The 22,530-nt window shown below is 73.4% G+C and carries 22 protein-coding genes; 13 read left to right on the forward strand and 9 right to left on the reverse strand.

Going from position 1 to position 22,530, the window contains the following annotated elements; all coding sequences use genetic code 11:
* The first annotated feature begins 4 nt into the window (after positions 1-4).
* Both ACH47Z_RS10500 and ACH47Z_RS10505 read left to right on the forward strand, forming a co-directional pair.
* Positions 5-586: a GNAT family N-acetyltransferase gene (locus tag ACH47Z_RS10500; protein ID WP_399072723.1), complete on the forward strand. Its 582-nt coding sequence runs from the start codon at positions 5-7 to the stop codon at positions 584-586.
* Between the two features lie 35 nt (positions 587-621).
* Positions 622-1,566, forward strand: a complete 945-nt coding sequence (locus ACH47Z_RS10505) for a 5'-nucleotidase (protein ID WP_399072725.1) — start codon at positions 622-624, stop codon at positions 1,564-1,566.
* A gap of 1 nt (position 1,567) precedes the next feature.
* On the opposite strand, the gene ACH47Z_RS10510 is transcribed toward ACH47Z_RS10505, so the two are convergent.
* Together ACH47Z_RS10510 and ACH47Z_RS10515 are read right to left on the reverse strand one after the other, a co-directional pair.
* Positions 1,568-2,416, reverse strand: a complete 849-nt coding sequence (locus tag ACH47Z_RS10510; RefSeq protein ID WP_399072727.1) for a siderophore-interacting protein — start codon at positions 2,414-2,416, stop codon at positions 1,568-1,570.
* A gap of 120 nt (positions 2,417-2,536) precedes the next feature.
* Positions 2,537-3,457 carry a 5'-3' exonuclease H3TH domain-containing protein gene (locus tag ACH47Z_RS10515; RefSeq protein ID WP_399072729.1) on the reverse strand — a complete coding sequence of 307 codons (921 nt, stop codon included), beginning with the start codon at positions 3,455-3,457 and terminating at the stop codon, positions 2,537-2,539.
* Positions 3,458-3,774: 317 nt separating this feature from the next.
* Between ACH47Z_RS10515 and ACH47Z_RS10520 the strand changes: the two genes are divergently transcribed.
* Positions 3,775-4,347, forward strand: a complete 573-nt coding sequence (locus tag ACH47Z_RS10520) for a helix-turn-helix domain-containing protein (RefSeq protein ID WP_399072731.1) — start codon at positions 3,775-3,777, stop codon at positions 4,345-4,347.
* On the forward strand, positions 4,347-5,066 hold the full coding sequence (locus ACH47Z_RS10525) for a helical backbone metal receptor (RefSeq protein ID WP_399072733.1): 720 nt from the start codon (positions 4,347-4,349) through the stop codon (positions 5,064-5,066). The genes ACH47Z_RS10520 and ACH47Z_RS10525 overlap by 1 nt, the downstream gene beginning before the upstream one ends.
* Here the strand turns inward: ACH47Z_RS10525 and ACH47Z_RS10530 are convergent.
* Entirely contained in the window at positions 5,026-6,144 is a 1,119-nt protein-coding gene (locus ACH47Z_RS10530; RefSeq protein WP_399072735.1) for a TDT family transporter, read from the reverse strand. The two genes, ACH47Z_RS10525 and ACH47Z_RS10530, sit on opposite strands and share 41 nt — an antisense overlap.
* 70 nt (positions 6,145-6,214) lie before the next feature.
* Between ACH47Z_RS10530 and ACH47Z_RS10535 the strand changes: the two genes are divergently transcribed.
* Together ACH47Z_RS10535 and ACH47Z_RS10540 are read left to right on the forward strand one after the other, a co-directional pair.
* The gene (locus ACH47Z_RS10535) at positions 6,215-7,138 is read left to right on the forward strand and encodes a LysR family transcriptional regulator (protein ID WP_399072737.1); all 924 of its coding nucleotides are present in this window, start codon (positions 6,215-6,217) and stop codon (positions 7,136-7,138) included.
* 126 nt (positions 7,139-7,264) lie between these two features.
* Positions 7,265-8,227: a phosphotransferase gene (locus ACH47Z_RS10540; RefSeq protein ID WP_399072739.1), complete on the forward strand. Its 963-nt coding sequence runs from the start codon at positions 7,265-7,267 to the stop codon at positions 8,225-8,227.
* Here the strand turns inward: ACH47Z_RS10540 and ACH47Z_RS10545 are convergent.
* Together ACH47Z_RS10545 and ACH47Z_RS10550 are read right to left on the reverse strand one after the other, a co-directional pair.
* Positions 8,202-8,900, reverse strand: coding sequence for a gamma-glutamyl-gamma-aminobutyrate hydrolase family protein (locus ACH47Z_RS10545; RefSeq protein ID WP_399072741.1), 699 nt, complete (start codon positions 8,898-8,900; stop codon positions 8,202-8,204). The genes ACH47Z_RS10540 and ACH47Z_RS10545 overlap by 26 nt on opposite strands.
* 54 nt (positions 8,901-8,954) lie before the next feature.
* A complete protein-coding gene (locus tag ACH47Z_RS10550) occupies positions 8,955-9,692 on the reverse strand; it encodes a FadR/GntR family transcriptional regulator (RefSeq protein ID WP_399072743.1) in 738 nt (245 codons plus the stop codon).
* A gap of 96 nt (positions 9,693-9,788) precedes the next feature.
* Between ACH47Z_RS10550 and ACH47Z_RS10555 the strand changes: the two genes are divergently transcribed.
* Genes ACH47Z_RS10555 through ACH47Z_RS10565 form a run of 3 tightly spaced genes read left to right on the forward strand, consistent with a single transcriptional unit; the run spans position 9,789 to position 13,326 of the window.
* Entirely contained in the window at positions 9,789-11,147 is a 1,359-nt protein-coding gene (locus tag ACH47Z_RS10555; protein ID WP_399072745.1) for a glutamine synthetase family protein, read from the forward strand.
* Positions 11,148-11,158: 11 nt separating this feature from the next.
* Complete coding sequence (locus tag ACH47Z_RS10560; protein ID WP_399072747.1) at positions 11,159-12,547, forward strand: aldehyde dehydrogenase family protein; 1,389 nt, start codon at positions 11,159-11,161, stop codon at positions 12,545-12,547.
* A complete protein-coding gene (locus ACH47Z_RS10565) occupies positions 12,544-13,326 on the forward strand; it encodes a 3-oxoacyl-ACP reductase (RefSeq protein WP_399072749.1) in 783 nt (260 codons plus the stop codon). Before ACH47Z_RS10560 ends, ACH47Z_RS10565 begins: the two co-directional genes overlap by 4 nt.
* Positions 13,327-13,336: 10 nt before the next feature.
* Here the strand turns inward: ACH47Z_RS10565 and ACH47Z_RS10570 are convergent, their stop codons facing one another.
* On the reverse strand, positions 13,337-14,539 hold the full coding sequence (locus ACH47Z_RS10570) for an amino acid deaminase/aldolase (RefSeq protein WP_399072752.1): 1,203 nt from the start codon (positions 14,537-14,539) through the stop codon (positions 13,337-13,339).
* Between the two features lie 785 nt (positions 14,540-15,324).
* Between ACH47Z_RS10570 and ACH47Z_RS10575 the strand changes: the two genes are divergently transcribed.
* Together ACH47Z_RS10575 and mycP are read left to right on the forward strand one after the other, a co-directional pair.
* Positions 15,325-16,779, forward strand: coding sequence for a hypothetical protein (locus tag ACH47Z_RS10575; RefSeq protein WP_399072754.1), 1,455 nt, complete (start codon positions 15,325-15,327; stop codon positions 16,777-16,779).
* Positions 16,776-17,990 (forward strand): type VII secretion-associated serine protease mycosin, encoded by a 1,215-nt coding sequence (gene mycP / locus ACH47Z_RS10580; RefSeq protein WP_399072757.1) that lies wholly within the window; start codon positions 16,776-16,778, stop codon positions 17,988-17,990. Before ACH47Z_RS10575 ends, mycP begins: the two co-directional genes overlap by 4 nt.
* A 21-nt stretch (positions 17,991-18,011) precedes the next feature.
* On the opposite strand, the gene ACH47Z_RS10585 is transcribed toward mycP, so the two are convergent.
* Positions 18,012-19,139, reverse strand: a complete 1,128-nt coding sequence (locus ACH47Z_RS10585; RefSeq protein ID WP_399072759.1) for an alpha/beta hydrolase family protein — start codon at positions 19,137-19,139, stop codon at positions 18,012-18,014.
* Between the two features lie 131 nt (positions 19,140-19,270).
* A complete protein-coding gene (locus ACH47Z_RS10590; protein WP_399072761.1) occupies positions 19,271-20,221 on the reverse strand; it encodes a serine hydrolase in 951 nt (316 codons plus the stop codon).
* 160 nt (positions 20,222-20,381) lie between these two features.
* Between ACH47Z_RS10590 and ACH47Z_RS10595 the strand changes: the two genes are divergently transcribed.
* Complete coding sequence (locus tag ACH47Z_RS10595; protein ID WP_399072763.1) at positions 20,382-21,113, forward strand: SseB family protein; 732 nt, start codon at positions 20,382-20,384, stop codon at positions 21,111-21,113.
* 10 nt (positions 21,114-21,123) lie between these two features.
* On the opposite strand, the gene ACH47Z_RS10600 is transcribed toward ACH47Z_RS10595, so the two are convergent.
* Positions 21,124-21,480, reverse strand: coding sequence for a DUF1844 domain-containing protein (locus tag ACH47Z_RS10600; protein ID WP_158919391.1), 357 nt, complete (start codon positions 21,478-21,480; stop codon positions 21,124-21,126).
* 376 nt (positions 21,481-21,856) lie between these two features.
* Between ACH47Z_RS10600 and infC the strand changes: the two genes are divergently transcribed.
* A complete protein-coding gene (gene infC / locus ACH47Z_RS10605; protein WP_079048523.1) occupies positions 21,857-22,519 on the forward strand; it encodes a translation initiation factor IF-3 in 663 nt (220 codons plus the stop codon).
* Positions 22,520-22,530: the final 11 nt, after the last annotated feature.

Raw genomic sequence — 22,530 nt, forward strand, 5'->3', positions numbered from 1 at the left:
GATCATGCCTTACCTCACCAGCCCGGTCGTACCGGCCGGCACCCTCGCCCGTACGTCCCAGCCCGCTCTTCCCACCGGCGACGGCCTGCTGCTGCGCCCCTGGCGGGCGGCGGACGCGCCCGCCGTGCACGCCGCCTTCCAGGACCCGCTGATGCACCAGTGGCACATCAGGGCCTGTGACTCCGAGGAGGAGGCCGCCGGGTGGATCGCCGGGTGGCAGCAGGAGTGGCAGGGCGAGAGCCAGGCCCAGTGGGCCGTCGTGGACGCGGACGGCGACGACCTGCTGGGCCGGGTGGCGCTGCGCGAGATCCGGCTGGGCGACGGAGTCGCCGAGGTCGCCTACTGGACGGTGGCGTCGGCGCGCGGCCGGGGTGTCGCGGTCCGGGCCACCACCGCCCTGTCCCGGTGGGCGTTCGAGGAGATCGGCCTCCACCGCCTCGAACTCTCGCACGCCACCGCCAACGAGGCCTCCTGCCGGGTGGCCGAGAAGGCCGGCTTCGCCCCGGAGGGCACCAAGCGCAGCGCCCTCCTGCACCCCGACGGCTGGCACGACGTCCACGTCCACGCGCGCGTGCGGGGCGACTGAGCCGAACGCGCTGCGACCGGTGTGAAGATGGGGGCATGCCGCCCTACGATCTCGCGGACCGACTCGTCGTCGGTGTCGCCTCCAGTGCCCTGTTCGATCTGCGGGAGTCGGACGCCGTCTTCCGCGAGCAGGGCGAGGAGGCCTACCGGGCCTACCAGGAGGCCCATGTGGACGACACGCTGCGGCCCGGCGTCGCGTTCGCGTTCATCCGCAGGCTGCTGTCGCTGAACGACCTCGGCGAGCCGGACGATCCGCTCGTCGAGGTCATCATCCTCTCCCGCAACGACCCCGACACCGGCCTTCGGGTCATGCGGTCGATCCAGGCCCGTGAACTGCCCATCAGCCGGGCCGTGTTCATGCAGGGCAGGTCGCCGTACGCGTTCGTCACGGCGCTGAACATGTCCCTGTTCCTGTCCGCGAACGGCGCCGACGTGCGCGAGGCGGTCGCCGCGGGTCTGCCGGCCGGGCATGTGCTCGGCTCGTCGTACGCGGACGACCCCGACGATCCGGAGCTGCGGATCGCGTTCGACTTCGACGGGGTGCTCGCGGGCGACGCCGCCGAGCAGGTGTACCAGTCCGGCGGCCTGGAGGAGTTCCGCGCGCACGAGGCGCGTAACGCGGCGACCCCGCACGACCCCGGGCCGCTGCGCGACTTCCTCGCGGGCGTGAACCGGATACAGCGCCGGGAGGAGGAGCGGCGTACAGCCGACCCGGACTACGCGCGCCGGGTCCACGTCTCCATCGTGACCGCGCGCAACGCGCCGGCGCACGAGAGGGCCGTACGGAGCCTGAAGCAGTGGGGCGTACGGGTCAACGGCGCCTTCTTCCTCGGCGGGATCGACAAAGGCGCGGTCATGAAGGTGCTCCGGCCGCACATCTTCTTCGACGACCAGGTGACGCACCTGGAGAGCACGTCGAGGACCACGCCGAGCGTGCACATCCCGTTCGGGAAGATCAACGAGACGCCGGCCGGAGGCTGACTCACGCGGCCGCCGCGCCGCCGCCCTCCTGCTCGGCCTCGATCCGGGCGTTCCAGTCGCGCTTGGAGGCCTGCCAGCCGTCCTCGTTGTGACCCAGGCGCCAGTAGCCGGAGATCGACAGGTCCTCGCGCGGGACCTGCTTCTCGACCCGCAGCAGCCGGCGCAGCTCCTTCACGAAGCCCGCCTCGCCGTGCACGAACGCGTGCAGCCGGCCCTCGGGGAACTCCAGCGCGCGTACGGCCGCCAGCAGGGCCTCGCCGACCGGCCGGTCCCCGCGGTGCAGCCAGACGACCGCCGCGTCGGAGTCGATCTTCTGCTCCTCCTCGGGCCCGGACACCTCGACGAAGGCGTGGGCCACGGCGCCCGCGGGCAGCGTCTCCAGGGCGCGGGCGATCGCGGGCAGCGCGCTCTCGTCACCGGCGAGCAGATGCCAGTCGGCCTCGGGGTCGGGGGCGTAGGCGCCGCCGGGGCCCATGAAGCGCACGGTCTCGCCGGGCCGGACCCGGGCGGCCCACGGGCCGGCCAGGCCCTCGTCGCCGTGGACGACGAAGTCCAGGGTCATCTCCCGGTGCTCGGGGTCCCAGGCGCGCACGGTGTACGTCCGGGTCACCGGCCACTGCTCCCGGGGGAACTCCTCGCGGATCCGCTCCAGGTCGAAGGGCTCCGGGTAGGTCACGCCCGCGGGGCCGAACAGCAGCTTCACATAGTGGTCGGTGCAGGTGTCCGCCGCGAAGTCGGCCAGTTCCGCGCCGCCGAGCACCACGCGCTGCATGTGCGGGGTCAGCCGCTCGGTGCGGACCACCTGGGCGGTACGGGGCTTGCGCGGCTTACGTCCCGGGCGCTCTGCCATCACGACCTCCTGCAAGTCGGTTAGGTTTACCTAAGTTAGCACCTCGCTCCGGTGGAACACCTCTTTCTCACGGCCTCGATGAGACCCTTTGCCGGAATATTCCGGGCAAGGGCATCTCGCTCACACGGCCAGTGTGGTCAGCAGTCGCTGCAGGGAGCCGCCGAGCCCCCAGCGGGCGGCCAGCCGGTCCAGCGCCTCCGGGTCGCGCGGGGTGTGCGGCAGCGCCGTGTCGACGTCCGGCAGCGGTACGTCCGCCGCCACCCGCACCACCTTCGGCGCGACCGCCACATACGGCCGGGCCTCGTCCAGCCGCTTGCGCTGCGACGGCGTGAGCCTGGCCGTCGGGTCGTCCAGCGCCGCCATGATCCGGTCCAGGTCGCCGAACTCGGCCAGCAGCTTGGCGGCCGTCTTCTCGCCGATCCCGGCCACGCCCGGCAGGCCGTCGCTCGGGTCGCCGCGCAGCAGTGCCAGATCCGCGTACCCCCGCCCGTCGACGCCGTACTTCTCGCGCAGCACCGCCTCGTCGGTCAGCTGCAGCGTGCCGACGCCCTTGAGCGGGTACAGCACCCGGATCCCGCGTGCGTCGTCCACCAGTTGGTACAGATCGCGGTCGCCGGTGACGATGTCCACCGGGCCCTTCGCGCGGGCGGTGAACGTGCCGATCACGTCGTCCGCCTCGTACTCCGCGACGCCGACCCGCGCGATCCCGATCGCGTCCAGCACGTCCTCGATGACCGGCACCTGCGGGGAGAGGGTGTCCGGCACCTCCTCCTCGTCCGGCGCGCCCTCGTGCTCCTCGGCGACCCGGTGCGCCTTGTACGTGGGGATGAGGTCCACCCGCCACTGCGGGCGCCAGTCGGCGTCCATACAGGCCACCAACCGCTCCGGCCGGTGGTCCCTGACCAGCCGGTCGATGAAGTCCAGCAGCCCGCGCACGGCGTTCACCGGCGTGCCGTCGGGGGCCTTCACGGAGTCCGGGACGCCGAAGTAGGCGCGGAAGTACAGCGATGCGGTGTCGAGCAGCATGAGTCGTCCGGTCACGCTCGCATCATGCCGCACGGCACTGACAGTCAAGGTGATGCCGCGTACGACAGAGATCCGGCCAATCACGGAATGTGATGACCCTTGGCTCGATCCGGCCCTCCCGGCCCAGGTGATCGGCATATTCGTCACCGACCGGGACACCGCTCCGAGCTGCCCCCCGACCCCGACATACTGGCGCGAACCATGAGGGTGGGGACGCGGGGACATGACAGGGATGTGGCAGGCGCGTGAAACGGTTTGCCGAACATGCGTAGGGTGCAGAGAAGTCATCAGTAGAGACCGTGGCACGACGAGCGAGGGAGGGAGCCGGAGCGATGGGCGACCACAAAGAGCAACAGCCCGTGCGGGTGGGCGCAGCCGTCCGGCGACGCCGCCGCGCGCTGCAGCTGACCCTCGCCGTCGTGGCCGAGCGCAGCGGCCTGTCCGTGCCCTTCCTCAGCCAGGTCGAGAACGACCGGGCCCGCCCCAGCCGCACATCCCTGGAGAAGCTGGCCGACGCCCTGCGCACCACGGCCGTCGAACTCCTCGCCGCCGCCGACCCGGCCGCCAGCGTGGACGTCGTGCGCGCCGAGCCGGGCGCCGAGGGCGACCTCGAGCCGCGCACCCGCGCCCTGGTCCGCGGCCACCACCAGCTGCACGCCTCCGAGTTCACCGGCGACCACGAGGCCGGCCGCGAGTTCCAGCACCGCAACGACGAGCTGATGTACGTCGCCGACGGAGCGGTCGAGATCGAGGCCGAGGGCCGCGCGTACCGCCTCGGCCGAGGCGACACGCTGTACCTGACCGGCGGGGTCCGGCATCGCTGGCGGGCGACCGTTCCGGACACCCGGGTGATCGTGGTGGCGGTGGCGGAACACATCGAGGCCGTGCAGGACAGGTCTCGTTGATGAGGGTCGTCTCCCTCGTCCCCTCCCTCACCGAAGCCGTCGCCCTCACCCTCCCCGGAGCCCTCGTCGGCGTCACCGACTGGTGCAGCCATCCAGCCGACCTGGACGTCACCCGGATCGGCGGTACGAAGAACCCCGGGCTCGACCGGATCCTCGCCCTCGCCCCCGACCTGGTGATCGCCAACGAGGAGGAGAACCGCGCCCCCGACCTCGACGCCCTGCGCGCGGCGGGGCTCGATGTGCTGGTCACCGAGGTGCGGAGGGTGCCGCAGGCCTTCGCCGAGCTGGACCGGGTGCTCACGGCGTGTGGTGCGCCGGGGCGGCCGCGCTGGCTGGCGGAGGCGGAGGCGGCCTGGGAGGCGCTGCCGGAGCCGGCGGAGCGCAGAACGGCGGTCGTGCCGATCTGGCGGCGGCCCTGGATGGTGCTCGGCCGGGACACCTTCGCCGGTGACGCCCTGGCCCGGCTCGGAGTGGACCATCTGTACGTCGACCACCCCGACCGTTACCCCCGCGTCCCGCTCGACGAGCTGTGCGCGGCCGCCCCGGACCTGGTGGTGCTGCCCGACGAGCCCTACCGCTTCACCGTCGGCGACGGCCCGGAGGCCTTCCCGGACCTGCCCTGCGCGCTGGTCAGCGGACGGCACCTGACGTGGTACGGCCCCTCGCTCGCCGAAGCGCCTACCGTGCTGGCCGAGGCGCTGCGAGCAACTCGCCGCTGAGCAGGCCGCGTACGGTCCCGGTGGCGGCGGCCAGCCAGGCGGTGACCAGGACGGCGTACAGCGCGACGGCCAGCGCGTCGTAGCAGGCGAGGCCGGTGTGCCGGGCGAGGGCGGCGGCGCCCGTGACGCAGGTGCCCACCGGGAAGGTGAACGCCCACCAGGTCATCGCGAAGCCCATGCCCTGCCTCCGGGCCCGCACGACGTGCGCGACGGAGAGCGCCAGCCACAGCAGCGCGAACCCCATCACCGGCACCCCGTACAGCACGGCGAGGACATCGAGACCACGGTCGTACGGCGCCGGTACGACACCGGGAGCCGCGTCCGCGATCTTGCCGACCGCGGTCGTGGACTGCCCGAGCGGGCCCAGCACCAGGAACAGGGTCGGGGTGAGCGCGAGCGGCAGCGGGCCCGAGGTGACCAGCCGGGCGAAGACGAGCGCCAGCATCAGCAGCGTCATGAACAGGCTCAGCCCGAACATCGCGAAGCAGGCCAGCAGCAGGGTCTCCCGGGGCTGCCCCGGCGGCAGATGCGGCACGAGCAGCGGACCGAGCGCGGCCGACACCATCGGCGCGACCAGCGGCAGCAGCCACACGGGGGTCGCCTGGGCGGGTTCGGCGCGGTGGCGTACGGCCATGAGGTACGGCACGGTCACGGCGGCCGCGAGCCCGACCGCCGTACCGGCGGTGAACAGCACGGTGTCCAGCGCGACCGCCGTCCGCGTGCCGATCAGGGGCAGCCCGGCGGTCATGGCGCCGCCGCCGACCGCCAGCAGGGCCATGGACAGACAGCCGTAGAAGGGCGCCGTGGCCGGGTCCAGGAGATGGGCGCGGGCCTGGTCCGGGTGCAGGTTCCAGTGCAGGGCGCGGGCCGCCAGCAGGACCGTCAGCGCGATCAGGGACAGCGCCCAGACCCCGGCGAGCACACCGCTCGGCACCACCCCGTGCCGGGGCAGCGCGACACCGGCCGAGCCGACGACGGCGGTGCCCATGACGGCGGCGTACCAGTTCGGGCCGAGGTGCCGGACCCGGGCGGCGCGCAGGAGGGACGGGGCGGGTGAAGGATGGGCTGCGGTGACCATGGATCCACCGTCCCGCCGGGACTTGCCCCTGACCAGGGGCTTCCTTCCTATCAGGGCATAAGCTGGTCTTATGAGCGAGGCGGAGGGGCAGTACGAGCGCACGGGATCCCTGGCACACCGGGTGCCGGATCTGGCCGCACTGGAGCTGCTGCTGGCGGTGGCGCGGCTGGGCAGTCTCGGTGCGGCGGCGCGGGAGGTCGGCATCACCCAGCCCGCCGCCAGCAGCCGGATCCGCTCCATGGAACGGCAGCTGGGGGTGGCCCTGGTCGACCGCTCGCCGCGCGGCTCCCGGCTCACCGACGCCGGCGCGCTGGTGACGGACTGGGCCCGCCGGGTGGTGGAGGCGGCCGCCGCCTTCGACGCGGGCGCGCGGGCGCTGCGGGACCGACGGGACTCACGCCTCCGGGTCGCGGCGAGCATGACCATCGCCGAGTACCTGCTGCCCGGCTGGCTCCTCGCACTGCACGCCGAGCGCCCTGACACGGCGGTGTCCCTGCTCGCCGGCAACTCGACCAAGGTCGCGGAACTGCTGCTGTCCGGCGAGGCCGACCTCGGCTTCGTGGAGGGGCTGACGGTGCCGACGGGGCTGGACTCGACGATCATCGCCCACGACCGCCTGATCGTCGTCACGGCCCCCGCCCACCCCTGGGCCCGCCGCCGACGCCCCCTGACGCCGGAGGAACTGGCCTCCACCCCCCTGATCCTGCGCGAACGCGGCTCCGGCACCCGCCAGGTCCTGGACGCGGCGCTCGGCGGCCTCGCCCGCCCCCTGATCGAACTGTCCTCGACCACGGCGGTCAAGGCCTCCGCGGTCAGCGGCGCGGGCCCCTCCGTCCTCAGCGAACTGGCCGTGGGGGAGGAACTGGCGATGCGCCGCCTGGTCAGCATCCCGGTGGAGGGTGTTTCGCTGCGGCGCGACTTGCGAGCGGTCTGGCCGACGGGTCACCGACCGGCGGGTCCGGCAAGGGAGTTGCTGTCGCTGACGCGGGGGTGAAGCGGGGGTGAGGGGCGCGGTGGGGCAGGGGCGCGGGGCTGTATCGGTATACGGCTCCGCCGCGTGGGCGCGAGCGACCCGAAAACCGTTCGCCAGCCGTCCCGCCGCCCCGACACCATGGCCCGCATGACCCACACCGCCCCGCCCGCCGCAGGCGTCCGTACGCCCTGGGAAGCGCTCCCGTCCGCCGTCCGGCACGCCGTGGGCGAGACGCTCGGCGCGCCGGTCGTACGGTCGCAGACACAGCGCGGCGGCTTCTCACCGGGTGTCGCCGCGCGCGTGCGCACCGCGGCGGGCGGTACCGGTTTCGTCAAGGCGGTGAGCGCCGAGGCCAACCCGCACAGCCCCACCCTGCATCGCTTGGAGGCACGCAACGCCGCCGCGCTCCCGGCCGCCGTCCCCGCGCCCCGGCTGCTCGGCACGTACGACGACGGCACCTGGGTGGCCCTGGTCTTCGAGGAGGTGGCGGGGCACCAGCCGCACGTGCCCTGGCGGCCCGACGAACTGCGCCGGGTGCTCGACGCCGTGACCATGCTCGCGCGCACCGGCACACCCTGCCGCCTCGACGTCCGGCCCGTCGCCGAGGACCTGGCGGACGCCTTCAGCGGCTGGCGCCGCCTCCTCGACGGCGAGGCCGGCGACGTACGCGACCGGCTCGGTGCGTGGACCGCCGACCACCTGGCCGACCTCGCCGCCCTGGAGGCCCGCTGGCCCGAGGGCGCCTCCGGGGACACCCTGGCCCACGGCGACCTGCGTGCGGACAACGTGCTGCTCACGGCCGACGGCTCGGTCGTCTTCGTGGACTGGCCGCACGCGATGCGCGCCGCGCCCTGGTTCGACCTGCTCGTCATGCTGCCGTGCGTACGGGCGCAGGGCGGACCCGATCCCGAGGAGGTGTTCACCGGCCACCCGCTGGGCCGGGACGCCGACCCGGACGCGGTGACCGCCGCGCTGGCCGCCCTCACGGGCTACTTCCTGCGCAGCTCCCTGAACCCGGCCCCGCCGGGCCTGCCCACCCTGCGTCCCTTCCAGCGGGCCCAGGGAGACGCGGCGCTGGCCTGGCTCAGGACGCGGCTGCGGCGGCTGTGACCAGCGCCCGCATCACCCGCAGATCCTCGCCCATCTCCGGATGCCACTGCACCCCGAGCACCCAGCCCTCGGCCGGGGGCAGTTCCACCGCCTCGACCGTGCCGTCCGTCGCGTACGCCGAGGCGACGAGGCCCCGGCCGAGCCGCTCGACCGCCTGGTGGTGGTACGTCGGTACGGCGGTCTCCTCCGGGACGAGGCCGGCGTACCGCGTCCCCGGCACCGGCTTGACCGGATGGCGGCCGAAGACCCCGGCCACCTCCGCGTGCCCGTCGAGATGCTGGACGAGCGTGCCGCCGAGGGCGACGTTCAGCAGCTGCATGCCCCGGCAGATCCCCAGCAGCGGCACCCCGGCCGCCAGTGCCGCGTCGATCAGCGCCAGCTCCCAGGCGTCCCGCTCCGGCGCGGGCGGCCCCGTACGCGGCGAGCGCTCGGCGCCGTACCGGGCCGGGTCCACGTCCGGGCCGCCGGCGATGACCAGCCCGTCCAGCCGGGCCACGGTCTCCGCCGCGTGCCCGGGCGCGTCCGGCGGCAGCATCGCGGCCAGTCCGCCGGCCCGCTGCACCAGCCGCGGATAGCCGGCCGGCAGCAGCGCCGCGTCCAGCTCCCACACGCCCCAGCGCGCGCCGGACTCCAGATACGTGCTGACGCCGATCAGCGGTCGTACGGTCGTCATGCCACCCTCCCCGGGAAGCCAAAGGTTCACATACGTACCTTTACGGAAACCGCCCTATGCCAGGAAGCCCCGCAGCAGGGCCGCCGTGCCCGCGCAGTGCTCGCGCATCATCTCCCGCGCCCCGTCCGCGTCCCCGTCCAGCACCGCCTCCACCAGCGCGGTGTGCTGTCGCTGGGAGTGCTCCAGATTGCGCACCAGCAGCGGGATGCAGTCGAGCAGATCGTTGGCCGTGGCCCGGACCGCCGCGTACTGCGCGGTCAGCGAGGGGGAGCCGGCCAGCTCGGCCAGCGTCAGATGCAGCAGGGTGTCCGCCCGGCGGTAGTCGGCGAGCGGTGCCTCATGCGTCCGGTCCAGGGCTTCCCGGAGCCGGTCGGCCTGCTCGTCCGTCAGCCCGTGCGCCGCGCACAGCCCCGCCGCACCCACCTCCAGGACCTCGCGGAAGCGCAGCACGTCCTCGATGTCCACCTCGGCGATCCGCCGCCGCAGCTCGTCCTCGCCGCCGGCGTCCGCGCGCGGCAGCACGAACGTTCCGCCGTAGCGCCCGCGCCGCGCCTCCACCAGCCCCTGGTCCTGGAGCACCTTCAGCACCTCGCGCAGCGTCACCCGGCTGATCCCGAGCCGCTCCGCCAGCTCCCGTTCGGCCGGCAGCCGCTCGCCGCCCGGCACCAGGCCGAGCCGTACGACCTGGAGGATCTGCTCCAGCGCCTCCTCGAAGCCGTTGCCCGCCCGCACCGGCCGCAGCACCGGAGCGAGCCGGTCGCCCACCCCCTGAGTGTCGCTCTCCCAGGACATCCGGCCGTACCCCCTTCCCAAGCAATGGTTCTGAGCAATACCTTATGGCTCCCGGCCCGGCCGAAAAAGCGCGAAGGCGCCGAAGGAGGCTCTCCCGTGGCAGACCGCACACCCCCGCTCGGCGTCGAGGAACTGCACGCCCTCGTCGCGAGCGGTGAGATCGACACTGTCGTCCTGGCCTTCCCCGACATGCAAGGGCGTCTCCAGGGCAAGCGGTTCGCCGCCCGCTTCTTCCTCGACGAGGTCCTGCACCACGGCACCGAGGGCTGCAACTACCTCCTCGCCGTCGACACCGAGATGAACACCGTCGACGGCTACGCGATGTCCTCCTGGGAGCGCGGCTACGGCGACTTCGCCATGCACCCCGACCTCGCCACCCTCCGCCGTATCCCCTGGCACCCCGGCACCGCCCTGCTCGTCGCCGACCTCGCCTGGAACGACGGCACCCCGGTCGTCGCCGCGCCCCGCCAGATCCTGCGCCGCCAGCTGGAGCGGCTCGCCGCGCTCGGCTACACCGCCCAGGTCGGCACCGAGCTGGAGTTCATCGTCTTCAAGGACTCCTACGAACAGGCCTGGGACGCGGGCTACCAGGGGCTCACGCCCGCCAACCAGTACAACATCGACTACTCCATCCTCGGCACCGGCCGCATCGAGCCCCTGCTGCGCCGGCTGCGCAACGACATGGCGGGCGCCGGCCTCACCGTCGAGTCCGCCAAGGGCGAGTGCAACCCCGGCCAGCACGAGATCGCCTTCCGCTACGACGAGGCCCTCGTCACCTGCGACCAGCACGCCCTGTACAAGACGGGCGCCAAGGAGATCGCCGCCCAGGAGGGCGTCTCGATCACCTTCATGGCCAAGTACAACGAGCGCGAGGGCAACTCCTGTCACATCCACCTCTCGCTCGCCGACGCCGACGGCGCCAACGCGATGGCCGACGGCGACGGAATGTCCGACGTCATGCGGCACTTCCTCGCCGGACAGCTCGCCGCCCTGCGCGACTTCTCCCTGCTCTACGCCCCCAACATCAACTCCTACAAACGGTTCCAGCCCGGCTCCTTCGCCCCGACCGCCGTGGCCTGGGGCCACGACAACCGGACGTGTGCACTGCGGGTCGTGGGCCACGGCCGCTCCCTGCGCTTCGAGAACCGCCTGCCCGGCGGGGACGTCAACCCGCACCTCGCCGTCGCCGGACTCGTCGCGGCCGGCCTGTACGGCATCGAGCAGAAGCTCGAACTCCCCGAACCCTGCCCCGGCAACGCCTACACCGCGGACTTCGAGCACGTCCCGACCACCCTGCGCGAGGCCGCCGAGCTGTGGGAGAACAGCTCCGTAGCCAAGGCCGCCTTCGGCGACGAGGTCGTGGCCCACTACCGCAACATGGCGCGCGTCGAGCTGGAGGCCTTCGACGCCGCGGTCACCGACTGGGAGCTGCGCCGCTCCTTCGAACGCCTGTGAAAGGTCAATTCGTGTCCGACTCAGACGAGTTGAAGGTCCTCAACCCCGCCACGGAAGAGGTCGTCGCCACCGTCCCCGCCGCGAGCGCGCAGGACGTGGCCGCCGCCGTCGTACGGGCCGCCCGCGCCCAGACCCGGTGGGCCGCCCTCGCCCCCGCCGACCGGGCCCGGCTGCTGCGCCGTTTCGCGGACGTCGTCGACGCCCACACCGAGGAACTCGCCCAGCTGGAGGTCCGCGAGGCCGGGCACACCGTCGGAAACGCCCGCTGGGAGGCCGGCAACGCCCGCGACCTGCTCCTCTACGCGGCCGGCGGCGCCGAACGCCTCCTCGGCAAGCAGATCCCGGTCCCCGGCGGCTGGAACGTCACCTTCCAGGAACCCCTGGGCGTGGTCGGCGTCATCGCCCCCTGGAACTTCCCGATGCCCATCGCCGCCTGGGGCTCCTTCCCGGCGCTCGCGGCCGGCAACGCGGTCGTCCTCAAGCCCGCCGAGACCACCCCGCTCACCGCGCTCCGCCTCGCCGAACTCGCCCTGGAGGCGGGCCTGCCCGAGCACGTCTTCCAGGTCCTGCCCGGATACGGCCACACCGCCGGGCGTGCCCTGGTGGACCACCCGGACGTCGCCAAGATCGTGTTCACCGGCTCCACCCGCACCGGCCGCGAGGTCATGGAGCGCTGCGCGAAGCTCGTCAAGCCGGTCACCCTCGAACTCGGCGGCAAGAGCCCCAACATCGTCTTCGCCGACGCCGACCTGAAGACCGCCCTCGACCCGTTCTCCTTCCTGGACAACTCCGGCCAGGACTGCTGCGCCCGCACCCGCATCCTGGTCCAGGAGACCGTGCTGGAGGAGGCCCGGGACCTCCTCGCCGACGCGCTGGCCGCCGTCGTCGTGGGCGACCCCGCCGACGAGAAGACCCAGATGGGCCCGCTGATCTCCCGTCAGCAACTCGACCGCGTACGGTCGTACGTCCCCGAGGACGCCCCCGCCCTGCGCGGCAGCGCCCCCGACGGGCCCGGCTTCTGGTTCCCGCCGACCGTCCTGACGGGGGAGCGGCACGACAGTGCGGCAGCCCGGGAGGAGATCTTCGGGCCCGTCGCCGTCCTGCTTCCCTTCACCGACGAGGAGGACGCCATCCGCCTCGCCAACGACACCCCCTACGGTCTGTCCGGTTCTCTGTGGACCCGGGACCTCGGCCGCGCCCTGCGCGTGTCCCAGGCCGTCCGCGCCGGCAACCTGTCCGTCAACTCCCACTCCAGCGTCCGCTACTGGACCCCGTTCGGCGGCTTCAAGCAGTCCGGCCTCGGCCGCGAGCTGGGCCCCGACGCCCTGACCGCCTTCACCGAAACCAAGAACGTCTTCATCAGCAACGTCTCCCCCAGCACGGAGGGCCCCGCACAGTGACCGAAGACATCATCTGCCGCCGTCTGGCCGGCCGTACCGCCGTCGTCACCGGAGCCGGCAGCGGCATCGGCCTCGCCACCGCCCGCCGGCTCGCCTCCGAGGGCGCCCACGTCGTCTGCGCGGACGTCGACGAGGCCCGCGGCAAGGCCGCGGCCGACGAGGTGGGCGGACTCTTCGTGAAGACCGACGTCACCGACCCCGAGCAGGTCGAGGCGCTGTTCAAGGCGGCGTACGACACCTACGGCAGCGTCGACATCGCCTTCAACAACGCGGGCATCTCCCCGCCCGACGACGACTCCATCCTGGAGACCGGCCTGGAGGCCTGGAAGCGCGTCCAGGAGGTCAACCTCACCTCCGTCTACCTGTGCTGCAAGGCCGCCATCCCCTACATGCGCCGCCAGGGCAAGGGCTCCATCATCAACACCGCGTCCTTCGTGGCGAGGATGGGCGCGGCGACGTCGCAGATCTCGTACACCGCGTCCAAGGGCGGCGTGCTCGCCATGTCCCGCGAACTGGGCGTGCAGTTCGCGCGGGAGGGGATCCGGGTCAACGCCCTGTGCCCCGGGCCGGTCAACACCCCCTTGTTGCAGGAGCTGTTCGCGAAGGACCCCGAGCGGGCCGCCCGCCGCCTGGTCCACATCCCGCTCGGCCGGTTCGCCGAGGCCGAGGAGATCGCCGCCGCGGTCGCCTTCCTGGCCAGCGACGACTCCTCCTTCGTCAACGCCACCGACTTCCTGGTGGACGGCGGAATCGCGGGCGCGTACGTCACGCCCCTGTAGCGAGGGCGGGTCAGAGGAAGGTCTGCCCCTCGCCGCGGTAGGTGGGCACGGTCGCCGTGACCGTGTCCCCCTCGATCAGGTGCAGGGCCGCGAACCGCTCGGCAAGCTCGCCCGCCTTGGCGTGCCGGAACCACACCTTGTCACCGACGAGGAGGTCGTCGGCGGGCGAGCCCAGCAGCGGGGTCTGCACCTCGCCGGGGCCCTCCTGCGGGTCGTACGACAGCCCCTCGGGCAGGTACGGCACCGGCAGCCGGTCGCGGCCGGCTGCACCGGAGGCCGGGTATCCGCCGCCGAGCACGGTGACGACTCCGACCCCTGGCCGCCGTACGACCGGCTGGGCGAAGAGAGCTGCCGGACGGCCGGTGAAGGACGTGTAGTTGTCGAAGAGCCGAGGGACGTACAGCCCCGAACCGGCCGCTATCTCGGTCACGGCGTCCTCGGCGGCGGTGTGCTGCACACTGCCCGTGCCGCCGCCGTTGACGAACTCCAGGTCCGGCACGACGGCCCGCACCGCGCGCACGACCGCCGCCCGTCGCTCGGCCAGCTCCCTGCGGGCCGTCGCCTGCATCAGCCGGATCGCCCGGGACCGCAGCGGCCGTCCGGCCACGGAGTCCCCGACCCCGGCGATGTGCCCCTCGTACGCCATGATCCCCACCAGCCGGAAACCCGGCCGCCGGGCCACCGACCGTGCCAGGTCGGCAAGTTGGGCGGGCGAGTGCAGGGGGGAGCGCCGGGCCCCGACCCGCACCCTGCCGCCGAGCAGCTTCAGCGAGGTGTCCAACTCCAGGCAGACCCGGACGACTTCACGCCCGCCGTCGCGGGAGGCGTCGATGAGGTCGAGGTGCGCCGGGTCATCCACCATCACGGTGACCGCCCCGGCGAGCTTGGGATCGGCGGCCAGCTCCGCGAAGCCGGACCGGTCGGCGGACGGATACGCCAGCAGGATGTCGTCGAAGCCGGACCGGGCGAGCCACAGCGACTCGGCCAGGGTGAACGACATGATGCCCCGGAAGCCGTCCCTGGCCAGGACCCGTTCCAGCAGGGCTCGGCAGCGAACGGACTTGCTGGCGACCCGGACCGGCTTGCCGGCGGCCCGGCGGACGAGATCCTCCGCGTTGGCGTCGAAGGCGTCCAGGTCCACGATCGCGAGAGGGGCGTCGAGATGGGCGGTGGCCCGGTCGTAACGGGCCCGGTCAGCGGCGCGCGCAGTCATGACGGAAGCCTGCCAGACAGGATTACCGCAGGGTAGGGGGACGTTCCGGGCAGATGCCCCGGCGCCGTGGACTGGTTCTCTTTCTCTCCCGGACAACCCGTAGAGTGACGCGCACGTACGGCGGAACGCGCCCGGCCGCTTCACCTGAACCGGGATGCCGGTCCAGCCGTACGGGTATGCGTGCCCGGACGGAGCTGTGCGCACCGGGCGCGGCCGAGCAGCGCAACGGCCGGTGTACGCGACGACGGCCCGGGGCACGAGGAAACGGGGGGTGCATGAGCACGGAAGCGCGCCACGCCCCGATCCCACCACGGCCTCCGGCCCCGCCGAGTGCACCTCCTTCGCCGGGGCCGTCCTCTTCGCAGAGCCAGCCGACTCCGCCGGGTCCGTCGGGTCCAGGTGTGCCGACGCGTGCGTCGTCGCCGGGTCTGTCGACTCCGGTGAGTGCGTCTGTGCCGCCGCGTCCGGTGTCGTCGCCCAGTCCCTCCGCGCCGCCCGTCGCGCCGAACCCGCCACGCCCGGTCGCTCCGCCGCGCCCGTCGGGGCCGGCTGTGCCGCCGGGGCCCACGGCCTCACCGCGCCCGTCGAATCCGCCGCGCCCGTCGACCTCGGCGCGTCCGTCGAGTCCGACCGGGGCGCCCCGCCCGTCGAGCCCGGCACGCCCGCAGACTCCGCCGCGCCCCTCGACCGCACCCGGCCACACCGCTGCTACCGGGCCGGGTCACCCCGCCGGCATCGCGCCCGGCCGCCCTGCCGGCGCCGTGCCGGGTCACTCCACCGGCGCTGTGCCCAACCGCCCTGCCGGTACCGCGCCCGGTCACCCCACCAGCACCGCGTCCAGCCGCCCCGCCGGCACCGCGCCCGCGCGGCTCGCCGAAACCGCCCGGTTCGACGACTCCGACGACGAGCCGTCCGTCTTCACCCCGCGAGCCTCTCGGCCCATCGCCGGGGGGTCCGCGCGCGACGATCAGGGGGCCGGGGCCACGCCTGTCGTGCCTGAGGGGGCCGAGCCGGTGAGTCCGCCTCCGCCGCCTGCCTCGGCACGGTTCCCCGACGCGCCGCCGCGCGCGGCGCGGCCGGGGCGGCGCGATGGCTCCGGTCCCGCCGGGCGTCCCGCGGCCCGGGCCGGGCAGGAGAACGCGCAGCCCGGAGCTTCTGTAGAGACCCCCTCGGAGACCACCGCCCGGCTGCGCCCCGTACCCTCGTCTCCTCCGGCGGAGCCCACGGCGGCGGAGACCACGGCCCGGCTCCGGCCGATTCCCGGGTCCCGCACGCCCCGGCGTCCCGGTGCCGGGGCGGGCGCCGAGTCCCGTAGCGGTGCCGGCTCCGTCTCCCCGGCGTCCGTGCGGGAGGCGAGCGCCTGGAGTCCGCTGGCGCCCGCCCACCCCGCCGGGCCGGACCCGGCGCTGTCCTGGAGTGCCGGCGCGGCCGCGCGGCCCGTCGTGTCGTTCGGGCAGCCCGAGGCCTTCGAGGAGCCCGCCCGGCACCGGGTAGGCCCCCGTACCGCCGCCGCTGCCGCCTGTCTCGTGCTCGGACTCGGCCTCATCGGCGGTGCCGTGACCGGGAGTTGGCTCACCGGGGACGGCGGGGACGACGCAACCGTCGACCACTTCACCACCGCCGCCACGCTCTGGCACAGCGTGCCCGTGGACCAGCTGTTCCCGCCCACCGTCCAGGGCACCGGAGCCGGCCCCGGCAGCGCCGACCGCACCTGGACCAGGATCGCCGTGGCCCCGGACAGCGGCTGCGCCCACGCCTTCGACCCGCTGTTGCAGAAGGTCCTCGCCCCGGTCGGCTGCCAGCGGCTGCTGCGGGCCACCTACACCGACGCCACCCAGAGCTACGTCACCACCGTCGGCCTGCTGTTCACCAAGGCCGACCCCGCCGCCATGACCGCGCTCGCCGCCCGCTTCCGCACCGAGGGCCTGGCCCGGCGCACCGACCTGATGCCCCGGCCGTACGCGGCCGAGGGCACCCTCGCGGCCTCCTTCGGCGACAAGCAGCGCGCCTCCTGGAGCATCTCCGTCCTCACCGACGCCCCGGTCGTCGCCTACGCGGTCTCCGGCTGGGCCGACGGCCGCACCGTCGACGAGCCCCAGCCCGCCGCCGACGCCGTCAGCCCGAGCGCCACCACCGCCCCCGCCCAGGCAGGTCTCGGCAACGAGGCCCAGGGCCTGGCCGACCGCATCGAACGCCGCCTGCGCCAGCACCTCGGCACGGCCACGGAGAAACCTTCATGACGCGATCGACGCGGTCGACGCAAGCGAGGCGATCGATACACGGCCGGCGCCGCACGACCCCCGCCGGAGCGGCGGTGAGCGTGCTGCTGGCCGGCGCCCTCACCCTGCTGCCGTCCGCCGCGGCCCACGCCGACGGCATCCGCGCCCAGCAGTGGGGCCTCGACGCCCTGCACCTGGACGAGGCCTGGCAGACCACCAAGGGCCGGGGCGTCACCGTCGCCGTCCTGGACACCGGCGTCGAGGCCGACCACCCCGACCTCGTCGGCAACGTCCTGCCCGGCCAGGACATGATCGGCTTCGGTGCCCGGCAGGGCGACCGCAGCTGGGCCCGGCACGGCACCGCCATGGCCGGCATCATCGCCGGGCACGGACACGGACCCGGCGACTCCGCCGGCGTCATGGGCGTCGCCCCCGAGGCGAGGATCCTGCCCGTCCGGGTGATCCTGGAGGACGGCGACCCCGCCCGCACCAAGGCCCGTACCACCCGCGGCAACGCCCTCGCCGACGGCATCCGCTGGGCCGCCGACCACGGCGCCGACGTCATCAACCTCTCCCTCGGCGACGACTCCAACTCCGCACACCCCGAGCCGAGCGAGGACGAGGCCGTGCAGTACGCCCTGAAGAAGGGCGTGGTCGTCGTCGCCTCCGCGGGCAACGGCGGCGACAAGGGCGACCACATCTCCTACCCGGCCGCCTACCCCGGCGTCATCGCCGCGACCGCCGTCGACCGCTTCGGCACCCGCGCCTCCTTCTCGACCCGCCGCTGGTACGCCGCGGTCAGCGCGCCCGGCGTCAACGTCGTCATCGCCGACCCCGACCACAAGTACTACGAGGGCTGGGGCACCTCGGCCGCCTCCGCCTTCGTCTCCGGCGCGGCGGCCCTGGTCAAGGCCGCCCACCCCGATCTGACCCCGGCCCAGGTCAAGAAGCTCCTGGAGGACACCGCCCGGGACGCCCCGGCCGACGGCCGGGACGACTCCCGCGGCTACGGCATGATCGACCCGGCGGCCGCGCTCAAGGCGGCCGACCGGATCCGGCCGGAGAGCCTGCGCGCGGCGTCGTACGGCCAGAAGTACTTCGGCCCCGGCCCGGACACTCCCCAGGCCGCCTCCTCGGCCGCCGACTGGGCGGGCCCCCTGGCCGGCGGCACCGGCGGGGTCCTGCTGGTGGCGGGCGTGGTGCTGTGGCGGGGCCGCAGGACAACCGCCTGAGGGCGTCAGGGTGTTGGCCGGCTAACCGGCGATGTACAGGATCTCCGGGTAGCGCGGCGAGGCGCCCCGCAGCAGCTGACCAGTGTCCGGGCGGCCGCGCAACTGGAGATCGAAGAAGGCCCGCACGGTCGCCCGTACGGCCGCGACCGCCCGGTCGGCGGGGATCGTGCCGACCCGCAACTGCTGCCGCACCGGCTCGGGCAGCTGCGGTGCGATGGCCACGGTGTCGGTGAAGGAGAGGTGCTCGGCGTCCGCGAGCCGCAGACAGCGGTGCCAGGCGCGCAGGTTCCGCCAGAACGGCGGCCAGGTCGGGTCCTTCTCCAGCCCGTCGTGGACCGCCGTGTCCATCAGCAGGAACGGCCGGTCGAGGCCGCGCTGGGCCACCGGCCCGTACAGCGCTCCGTCCAGGTCGACGCCGGCCCGCACCCGCTCGTCCAGGCCCATCACGGCCGCCGACGCGGCGCCGCCCCGCGAGTGCCCGAAGGCGCCGACCCGCGCGAGGTCCAGCGTCCCGCGCAGCCCGCGCGGCAGCGGACGCCGCTCGGCGTCGGAGTTGCCGCCCCGGTCCAGCACGGCCAGCGCGTCGAGGACGAACCGCAGATCGGCGGCGCGCACCGCGACCGCGGCGGGCACGTCCTCGTGTCCGTCGTTGCGGGTGAGCACCACACGGCCGTCGGGGAACTCCACCTCGCCCGAGTCGGAGGGGTGGTCGACCGTGACCACGACATAGCCCCAGGAGACCAGTTCCTCGACCACCAGGGTGTTGAACGTACGGTCCTCACCGGCGCCCGGCGAGTAGAGGAGTACCGGCCGACGGCCCGGCCGGGCCGGTGCGCGGTCCGCGCTGTGTGTCCCGGGAAGCGCGTAGGCGTCCAGCGCGCCCCCGTACCGGGCCTTCAGCGCCCGCCCGGCACCCGCCGGCAGCCAGGGCAGCATCGCCCGGCCACGGACGTCGACGGCCGGGTACGTCACGGTCACCATCACCTCACGCGGCCGCCCCGACCAGGGATCGGTGCGCGACGCGTCGACCAGGTGCAGTTCCACGGCGCCCACCGGCGCGGGGCCGGTCGGCCCGGCCAGCCGGATGGGGATGAGATCGGCCGCCGCTGCCGGAGCGGAGACCGACAGGGGCACGGCGAGGGCGGCCACGGCTCCGAGGCCACCGGCTATGAGGGAACGGCGAGTTGGGCGTACGGGAGGCACTGCGCTCCTTCCGTTCAGCGTCAAGTACCTTGAATGCTAGGCCACTTGACCCTGGGGGGCTGGATCACTCACCTGGATCACTCACCGGCGAACACCGACACCGCCGCCTTCGCCGCCGCCTCCACCAGTGCGATGCCCTCCGCCTGGCTCTCGGTGCCCTTCGACAGCACCGCCACCAGATAGCCGGTGCCGTCCACCGACACCCGCCCGATGCTGTTCACGTCCCACAGTCCCGTCGTACTGCGTGCCAGCCAACCGTTCTTCAACGCCCAGGAGTTGTCCTCGGCGACGGCCGACACACCCCACTGCTGGTCGGTCTGGACCGACTCCATCAGGCCCTGGACGTACGACCGCGAGGCCGCGCCCAGCTTCGAGCCGTCGTCCCCGAACACCTGCTGGAGCAGCACGAGTTGGTCCGCCGCCGTGGTCTGGGTCAGCCCCCACAGCTCGCCGTCGCCGCCGGAGGTCGACGTCAGTCCGAGCCGCTTGTTGGCCGCGTCCAGGCCGTCCGCCCGCCCGATCGAGTGCCACAGCTCCGTCGCCGACGCGTTGTCGCTGTTCTCGATCATCTTCGTGGCGTAGGCCCGCTCCGCCGCCGTCAGTACCCGGCCCGCGTCCTGCGCCTGGAGCAGCAGCGCGGCCAGGATGTCGACCTTGACGATGCTCGCCGTGTCGAAGGCCGCCTCGCCGTATCCGGCGCTCTCGCCGGAGTCCACCGCCAGCACGGCCGCCGACACCTCGGCGCCCGACGGCACGCTCACCGCCGCCATCGCCTCGCTCAGCAGCGCGTCGCGGTCCACCGCCGGCTCGGTCACGGATGCCTCCTCGCTCGCCCCGGCCGAGGGGGAGGCCGAGGGCGTCGCCGCCGACGATACGGCCGCGACCCCCGTGTGCGCCCGCGCCTTCACGTAGACCGTGCCCCCGGCCGTCGCCCCGGCGACGGCGACCACGGCGAGCGCGGTGTGCAGCGGCGGACGGCGCCGCGGCGGGCGCCTGCGACGGCCTCGGCGGGCTCTGGAGGACTCCATGGCCGCGATGCTCGGGGCGCGGACTGTGCGCACCGTTGGACGGAGGTGAGACGAGGGTCAGCGCATGCTGAGATTCCCGTGAAAGCGGTGACCCGGGGTGACACCGGGGATTCCGGCCCCGCACGAGCCCGCCCGTGTCCCCCCGATAGGGTCGGTGACCGTGGCGAACAAGAACATTCCCGACTCCGGCTTCTCCGACGACGACGGCTCCGCCGACCCCCGGCTGAGCGCCGCGCTCGCCGCCTGGGCCGAGGATCGCGGCGCCCTGGGCCCCGTCCTCGAGGCGCTGAGGGGCGCCCGCCTGCTCGTCCCGGTCGTCGCGGTGCTCGGCGAGGTCGAGGAAGACGAGAACGGGCTGCGCCGCGAGAAGACCAGCGACATGGCCGTCCCCACCCTGAAGGCCGGCGGGCGCACCGCGCTGCCCGCCTTCACCTCCACCGACTCCCTGGCCCGCTGGGACCCCGCGGCCCGGCCCGTCGCCGTACCCCTGCACCAGGCGCTGCAGGCCGCCGCGCACGAGAAGGCCGACACGGTCGTGCTGGACATGGCCGGACCCGTGCCGTTCGAGCTGACCGGCCCGGCCCTGCTCGCCCTCGCCGAGGGGCGTACGAGCACCGACCCGCTCACCGACCCCGCCGTGCTCGACGCCGTCCGTACGGCCGTGGCGGCGGTGCCCGCCGTACTGCGCGCCCACCTCGGCCCCGGCCAGGCCGACGGCACCCTCGCCCTCGTCCTCGACCCGGCCGCGCCGCCCGCCCAGGCCGCCCGCGCGGTCGCCGAGCGCCTCGCCGCCGACGGAACACTGAGGGCCCGCCTGGTACGCGGCCTCGACCTGGCACTCCTGCCGGCCGGGACCACGCCTCCGGGCGAGCCCCTGTACGTACGAGGGTGATCCGGCTGATCTAGCCGTAGACCGGGCCGGTGTACTTCTCGCCCGGTCCCTGGCCCGGCTCGTCCGGGACGATCGACGCCTCGCGGAAGGCCAGTTGGAGCGACTTCAGGCCGTCGCGCAGCGGGGCCGCGTGGAAGGAGCTGATCTCGGTCGCGCTCGCGTCCAGCAGACCGGCGAGACCGGTGATCAGCTTGCGGGCCTCGTCCAGGTCCTTGTACTTCTCGCCCTCCTCGCTCAGCCCGAGCTTCACGGCGGCGGCGCTCATCAGGTTGACGGCGACCGTCACGATCACCTCGACGGCGGGGACCTCGGCGATGTCCCGGGTCATCGCGTCGAAGTCGGGGTTCTCAGGAGGGGTCTCACTCATGCCCCACACGATAAGCGGTCCCTGACCACGGGGATCACCGGGATTACGGGTTCCCGATTAGGCCTTGTCAAGAGGATCCTGCTAACCTGGTGGACGACCGGCTGGACATGCCCTGCCAACACCAGAGCATCCGGCCCACAAGTGGAGGCTCCGATCTCCCACCCGACCGCCCTGAGGGACGGCGGGTCACCCGGTCAGGCGGCCACCATCGTTCCGTACGGACGATGGAGTCGCCCGAAAGTGCGCCCCGCGGCATCGCGGCGGTGCTCCGGTAGTGTTTTTGGAGCCCCGCCTGTGATCGTCCGGGGCATTTTTTGTGCTTCGGCGCGGTTAGGTCTAACGAAAAGAGACGTACGCGGCTGTCCGCCAGACTGCCGTGTGGTGCTACCGAGGAGGATCCATCAGCGCCGAGCCCCGCATCAACGACCGGATTCGCGTTCCCGAGGTGCGACTTGTCGGTCCCAGTGGCGAGCAGGTGGGTATCGTCCCGCTCGCGAAGGCACTGGAGCTTGCGCAGGAGTACGACCTGGACCTGGTCGAGGTCGCGGCGAACGCCCGTCCGCCCGTGTGCAAGCTCATGGACTACGGGAAGTTCAAGTACGAGTCGGCCATGAAGGCCCGTGAGGCGCGTAAGAACCAGGCGCACACGGTCATCAAGGAGATGAAGCTCCGGCCGAAGATCGACCCGCACGACTATGACACCAAGAAGGGTCACGTCGTCCGGTTCCTCAAGCAGGGCGACAAGGTCAAGATCACGATCATGTTCCGTGGTCGCGAGCAGTCCCGTCCCGAGCTGGGCTACCGACTGCTGCAGCGTCTCGCGGAGGACGTCCAGGACCTCGGTTTCGTCGAGTCGAACCCGAAGCAGGACGGCCGCAACATGATCATGGTCCTCGGTCCGCACAAGAAGAAGACCGAGGCCATGGCCGAGGCCCGTCAGGCGCAGGAGGCCCGCAAGGCCGAGGCGAAGGCGAACCCCGGTCGGTCGCAGAACCCTGCCGAGGCTGAGGCCCCTTCCGAGGAGCCCGCCGAGGCGTGATCCCGGGGGAC

The sequence above is a fragment of the Streptomyces sp. NPDC020192 genome (assembly GCF_044388685.1).
Taxonomy (GTDB): Bacteria; Actinomycetota; Actinomycetes; order Streptomycetales; family Streptomycetaceae; genus Streptomyces.

Coding starts and splice junctions, on each gene's coding strand:
- ACH47Z_RS10500 (WP_399072723.1), top strand. CDS start 5: ATGCCTTACCTCACCAGCCCGGTCGTACCGGCCGGCACCCTCGCCCGT.
- ACH47Z_RS10505 (WP_399072725.1), top strand. CDS start 622: ATGCCGCCCTACGATCTCGCGGACCGACTCGTCGTCGGTGTCGCCTCC.
- ACH47Z_RS10510 (WP_399072727.1), bottom strand. CDS start 2,416: ATGGCAGAGCGCCCGGGACGTAAGCCGCGCAAGCCCCGTACCGCCCAG.
- ACH47Z_RS10520 (WP_399072731.1), top strand. CDS start 3,775: ATGGGCGACCACAAAGAGCAACAGCCCGTGCGGGTGGGCGCAGCCGTC.
- ACH47Z_RS10525 (WP_399072733.1), top strand. CDS start 4,347: ATGAGGGTCGTCTCCCTCGTCCCCTCCCTCACCGAAGCCGTCGCCCTC.
- ACH47Z_RS10530 (WP_399072735.1), bottom strand. CDS start 6,144: ATGGTCACCGCAGCCCATCCTTCACCCGCCCCGTCCCTCCTGCGCGCC.
- ACH47Z_RS10535 (WP_399072737.1), top strand. CDS start 6,215: ATGAGCGAGGCGGAGGGGCAGTACGAGCGCACGGGATCCCTGGCACAC.
- ACH47Z_RS10540 (WP_399072739.1), top strand. CDS start 7,265: ATGACCCACACCGCCCCGCCCGCCGCAGGCGTCCGTACGCCCTGGGAA.
- ACH47Z_RS10545 (WP_399072741.1), bottom strand. CDS start 8,900: ATGACGACCGTACGACCGCTGATCGGCGTCAGCACGTATCTGGAGTCC.
- ACH47Z_RS10550 (WP_399072743.1), bottom strand. CDS start 9,692: ATGTCCTGGGAGAGCGACACTCAGGGGGTGGGCGACCGGCTCGCTCCG.
- ACH47Z_RS10570 (WP_399072752.1), bottom strand. CDS start 14,539: ATGACTGCGCGCGCCGCTGACCGGGCCCGTTACGACCGGGCCACCGCC.
- mycP (WP_399072757.1), top strand. CDS start 16,776: ATGACGCGATCGACGCGGTCGACGCAAGCGAGGCGATCGATACACGGC.
- ACH47Z_RS10590 (WP_399072761.1), bottom strand. CDS start 20,221: ATGGAGTCCTCCAGAGCCCGCCGAGGCCGTCGCAGGCGCCCGCCGCGG.
- ACH47Z_RS10600 (WP_158919391.1), bottom strand. CDS start 21,480: ATGAGTGAGACCCCTCCTGAGAACCCCGACTTCGACGCGATGACCCGG.